The organism is Binatus sp. (SeqCode) (assembly GCF_036522015.1).
Classification (GTDB): domain Bacteria; phylum Desulfobacterota; class Binatia; order Binatales; family Binataceae; genus Binatus.
In genome coordinates this window covers 1-5,715 of the sequence record NZ_DATDGQ010000079.1, presented here as the reverse complement: position 1 = coordinate 5,715, position 5,715 = coordinate 1, and the positions used below count along the sequence as shown (strand labels likewise).

Annotated in this window: 3 protein-coding genes; all 3 read right to left on the bottom strand. The window is 63.5% G+C overall.

Annotated features, from left to right (window positions below; translation table 11 throughout):
• The coding region (locus VIW95_RS03335) for an aconitase family protein (protein WP_331583993.1) at positions 1-408 on the bottom strand (408 nt) is incomplete at its 3' end.
• A gap of 66 nt (positions 409-474) precedes the next feature.
• Positions 475-4,956, bottom strand: a complete 4,482-nt coding sequence (locus tag VIW95_RS03330; RefSeq protein ID WP_331583992.1) for a DEAD/DEAH box helicase — start codon at positions 4,954-4,956, stop codon at positions 475-477.
• Between the two features lie 102 nt (positions 4,957-5,058).
• On the bottom strand, positions 5,059-5,715 hold a 657-nt coding region (locus VIW95_RS03325; protein WP_331583991.1), incomplete at its 5' end, for a YoaK family protein.

The following is a 5,715-nucleotide window of genomic DNA, read 5'->3' as shown; positions in this document are numbered from 1 at the left end:
GGGGCCGAACGAATCGACCTGCACCGAATGATCGATCACCAAATCTACCGGCTGCAGGGGACTGATCTTGTCGGGATTGCCGCCGAGCTTCTTGATCGCGTCGCGCATCACCGCCAGGTCCGCGACCACCGGCACGCCGGTGAAATCCTGCAGCAGCACGCGCGCCGGCATGAACGAGACTTCGCGCTCCCCGCCTTTGCCGTTCCATCGGGCCAGCGCCTCGATCTGCCCGGTCGTCACGATCACGCCGTCCTCGCGCCGCAGCACGTTCTCGATCATCACCTTGATCGAATAAGGCATGCGCGCGAGCGAGAACCCATGCTTCTCGAGCGCGTCGAGCTTGTAAATCGTGTAACTCTTGCCATCAACCGTGAGGGTCGAACGAGCACCAAAACTGTTGGTCGTCATGCGTTCAGAATAGCGCGCGAGCGCGCGCAAGCAACCAGTGAAAAGTGAAAAGTGGAAACTGAAAAGCTAACTTGAGCTGCGGCGCGAAGCACGACCGGGAGTCGGGCCGTGCAAGCCGTCGAAGACCAGCGAACGACCATCCGAATGGAATCGCATCGCGGCCAGAATTCCCACGCGTACCGATTCGAGCGCCGCTACCCCATCGATTGAATCGAGCACGACGCGCGGTTTCAGCGTCATCAGAGCGGCGACCGCTGCGCCGAAGCTCTCGTCATCGACTTCGCCATCTCCGCCGGTGATCATCGCGCGTCCCTGCAATCCCGCAATCACACGCCCGGCGCGCAAAACGATCACGTTACCGGCCTCGCGCGCGATACCGCATCCGGGAATCACGACACCGTAAGGATTGGCGGGGTCAATCGCGCTCAGCGCAACCGGTTTCTCTCGCGCCGGAACAAGATTTCGCGCCGCATGCAGCATCTCGACCGCCTCGGGCAGCGCGTACTGCTCGCCCGAAAGCGATCGCACGAACCATCCGCGGCGAATTGCGCCGCCGTATTCGAGCCGTCGCAACGCGAAAGCGATTTCGCTCCACGACATGTGCGTCGATTCGACTCCGAGCATCTCGCGCGCAAGAATGCCGTGGCGTTCGAGCAACTTGAGCGCAAGTTCGCGCGTCTCGTCCGCACCGACTGCTGGAGTCTCGGCCGCGCGGATCAGCGACCAGCGTCCCGCGAGGCTCGACTTCAGCCGCGCGCGAACCGCCGCGTCGTGTCGAGTGGTCGGGCGGCGAGCGACTGACTCGAGCGCCCGTTCGGCGCTGCGGTCGTCGGAGAACATCCTGAGCGGCGCGAAGTTGTCGTTGCTGACGCGGCCCCCCGCCGCCATCCGCCACAGCGCAGACAGCGCGTCGCGCTCGGAAACGTTAGCGCGCTCAGCGACTTCGTCGAGATATTGCGCACCGGCCGCTCCCAGAGCCTCCAACACCGCGCGCTCCTTCACGTCTTCCGGTGCAGCATCTTCGCGCGGCACAAACAGAATCGCCTTGCGCGCGACAAATGTAATCCGCGACGGCGTACTTGAAACATGCGCGCCTTCGACGCTCTCTTCCACGATGCCGACCCACTTCATCTGCCCGCTCATGCAGACCAGGTCGAGCAGCTCGGGACGATAGCCGGCGATTCGAGCCGGCAGGATTGCGTGCTCCCAAATCTGGGGCGTCGCTGCGATTCCGGAAAGCTGTTCGAGCACCGTCGCGACGCCACTCTGATCTGCCGGAAGCTCGGCGTCGGCAACATGCATCCACATCAGCCGAAATGCGGCGTATTCGTGATCGGCGCATGGCTCGATTTCGGCGCGCACGCGCGCCAGTGTCATCCGATGGATGCGTTCGAGATTGTAGCGGTCGCACCACTGCATCGTGTCGGAACGCGTGAAATGACCGCGAAAAATCGCACCCTGCGCTTCCAACGCCGCAAGACTCTGGTCGATTTCCGCTTCTTTCAGGTGTAGCCGCGCCGCAACTTCGCGGGCCGTCGTGGGGCCGCAGGTTTTCAACGCGCGACGGACGAGCTCGGTGCGCGCGACGTCGCTATCGCCGGCCTTGTCGTAAGCGGCGGCGAAGACTTCTTTGTCTTCGGCGGCGATGATTCGCTCGGGCGAATCCGCGCTGATGCTGACGCGCGCGATCCGATGCTCGGCGTCCCACTCGGTGAGCATCGCGCGCGCGGCCTCGCCCAAACGTTCTTCGACTTCGGCGTAGGTCAGCGAACCGTGCGCCTTGATCAATTCGTACAACTCGTCGCGCGAGCGTGGCCTGCGTCCGGCAGCGCGACCCGTTACTTCCGCGACGACGCTTTCGACTGCCTCCGCCGATAGCAGATCTGAAAGGTCTTCTTTGCGAAAAACGTCTTCGGCCATGCCGCGATTCATCGAAACGGTCCGCGAGCGCCGATTCGCGCGCTCGCCGTCATCGAGGAACGAGTAGTCCCACGCGAGCAGCAGGCGATGCGCAAAGACCGACGGCGCGATTCCATCAACCGCGACGGTGCGAATCGCGCCGCTCTCGATTCCTTCGAGCATCCGAATCGTGCGCGGCAGGTCGGTTGATTCCTCCAGGCATTCGCGAATCGTCTCCTCGATCACAAAATGGTCCGGGAGTTCGATCGCCCCCGGCCGGTTCTCGAAGCACGCCTGTTGGCCGGGAAAAATCGAAGACAGAAGTTCCTGCGAGCGCAGGCGCTGGATCCAGGCGGGAACTTTTTTGCCGCGCGACGAGCGCATCACGGCCAGCGCCCGCGTCGCGACATGGCGGAAGCGCACTTCGAACATCGGCGCCGCGAGCAGCGCCTGGACGAGAACGTCGCGCACGTTGCGAGCCTTCAGCATGCTGAACAGAGTGTCGAGCGGAAAGCTGTGGCGCGAATTCAGCGCGAGCAACACGCCGTCGTCGATCGCCGATGCCTGGATTTCGAAATCGAACGACTGGCACAGGCGCTTTCGAATCGCCAGGCCGAGTCCGCGATTGAGGCGGATTCCGAATGGCGTGTGGATGACGATTTGCGTGCCGCCCAGGCCGTCGAAGAAGCGCTCGACGACGACGGTCTTCTCGTCGGGGATAGCGCCGAGCGCCTCGACCCCGCGGCGAACGTAGTCGGCCGCCTGCGTGGCAGCGCGCTCCGACATCGCGCATTCGGTCATCAGCCATTCTTCGGCGGACTCGTTGCGTTCGAGGCGATTCCAAATCTGATGGCGAAGGTCGCTTATCTCTGCCGACATCGCCGGCGAACGGCCGCCCGCCTCGGTCAGCCAGAACGGCAGCGTCGGCGCCATCCCGGGCGCAGCCTCGACCATCAGGCGTCCGCGCGAGCTGCGTTGAATCTGCCACGGCATCGAGCCGAGCGAGAACACATCGCCGCGCGAGGACTCCTGCGCGAAGTCCTCTTCGACGTCGCCGATTTTGCGGCCCTCGGACTCGATCACGACGTCGTAGTTGCCGGCTTCGGGGATCGTTCCGCCCGAGGTGATTACCGAGAGTCGCGCGGAGCGGCGAGGACGGATGCGCGCGTTGACGCGATCGAAGAAAATCTTGGGCGCCGCGCCCATGATCTTCTCAGGCAAATCAGTGGCCATCTGCTCCAGCAGATGACGAAGCCTGGCGGCGTCGAGCTCGGCGAAGTTGTACGCGCCGCGGAGCACGCGCAGCAGATCGGCTTCGGAGATTTCTTCTTCTTCGGCGGCGATCGCGACGATTTGCTGCGCCGCGATATCGACGCAGCCCATCGGAATTTCAACTTCGTCGAGATGCCCGTGGCGAATCGCGCGCACCGCCGCGCCGCATTCGAGCAAATCGTCGGTGGTCAGCGCGAAAAAGCGGCCCTTCGGTGTCGCGCCGAGGCTGTGCCCCGAGCGGCCAATGCGCTGAATTGCGGACGAGATGGATTTGGGCGTATCGAGCTGGCAGACGAGCTCGACGGCACCGACGTCGATGCCGAGTTCGAGCGACGCGGTCGCCACAATCGCCTTCAACTCGCCGCGCTTGAGGCGTTGTTCGGCGAGCAGCCGCTCGGCGCGCGCGAGGCTGCCATGATGCGCCATCACCGCGTCGGTGCCGAGCCGCTTCTGCAAATTGATTGCTACGCGCTCCGCATGGCGGCGGCTCAGCGTGAAAACCAGTGTCGTGCGATGCTCGCCGATGAGGCGCGCGACTTCGTCGTACATCGCCTCCCAATGCGGATGGGTCGCCAGCGGCCCGAGCTCGGGGCCGGGCGCGATGACCTGCAAATCCATCGTGCGCACGCGATCATCGGCGCGAACTATCTTTATCGCACGCGGCGAGCGCGTGTTGTCGCGAGCCACGTCGTAGCCGGCCAGGAATCCCGCGAGCTTTTCGATCGGATTCAGCGTCGCCGACAACCCGATTCGATTCGGCCGCGCATTTCCGCGACTCGTCACGAAGCGTTCCAGGCGTTCCAGCGTGAGCGCTAGATGCGCACCGCGTTTGTTGCCGGCGAGCGCGTGGAGCTCATCGACTATCACGTGACGCACTGCGGCAAGCTTCTCGCGGAACTTCGGCGAGGTCAGCAGGATGAACAGGGACTCGGGCGTTGTGACGAGAATATGCGGCGGCCGCCGGAGCATCGCAGTGCGCTCGCTCGCGGATGTGTCGCCCGTTCGCAGACCGGCGCGGATCCGCGAAAGATCGAGTCCCGATTCGGCGCCAACGTCACGCACGCCGTGGAGCGGCTCTTCGAGATTGAGCCGGATGTCGTTGGCCAGCGCCTTCAGCGGCGAAACATACAGGACCGAGACTTCGTCGCGCAGAGCGTCGCGCGCCGCGTCGAGCACCAAGCCGTTGATTGCCCACATGAACGCCGCTAGCGTCTTGCCGCTGCCAGTGGGCGCACAGAGTAGAACGTCGAAGCCAGGCGCGTCGTTAGCGGCGCCGATCACGGGCCATCCGAGGTCCTGCGCACGCGACGGCGCATCGAAGCGCCGCTCGAACCAGGCGCGAACTGCAGGATGGAAACCGTCAAGCGAAGCCGACATGACGAGCTACTATATCACTGCGGAACGATCACACGAAAAACAGATGCTGACAGCGCACTGGCAGGAGCCGCAAAGATGCACTCTTTTCCGAAGACCAAAGGCTCACCATTCCTCGTTCAGGACGAGGAACGGGCGAAAGACACCGTACAGGGCTATCGCGGCCAGCAGGCTGAACGGCGCCAGCATCCCCAGCAGGGCCCATCGCTGAATCGAGAATCCGCCGCATACTGCGCCAGCCAGATAGGCCGCCCAAAGACCTAATGTAAGTGCGGCCCGCTGCAAGGGGATCGTGCGGGGAGAAACTCTCAGCACCTTCAGAATGCGGGAGCGAAAGCGGCCACGGCTTCGATCGCGCATCCAGAACAGGTACAGCGACAGATTCTCGGCGAACTTCACCAGCGATCCCGTCACGAACGTCGTGTACACGTTGATTCCGCCTACCTTCCTGATGACAACGTTCTGGATGCCCATCGGAATCGCGAGCAGCGCCACCATCACGAAAAACTTGCCGGCCGGCTGCGGGGGAATGTCGGCTTTGAAATCGCTTCCGATTCCCGCCGCGATGAACGTGGCGATAAGCAGCGCCTCGAGACCGATAGCGAGTGGAAATGGAACCTGGATCCGGCGGCGCTTCTCCGCCTCGTAGATAAAAGCTCCCAGCAGCAGGCCGAAAACAAACGTAACAATCGGCCAGCCGCGTCGCACCACACCGGCCCAATCCAGCTCCGATATGTGACGCGCCATCGAGACCGTGTTACC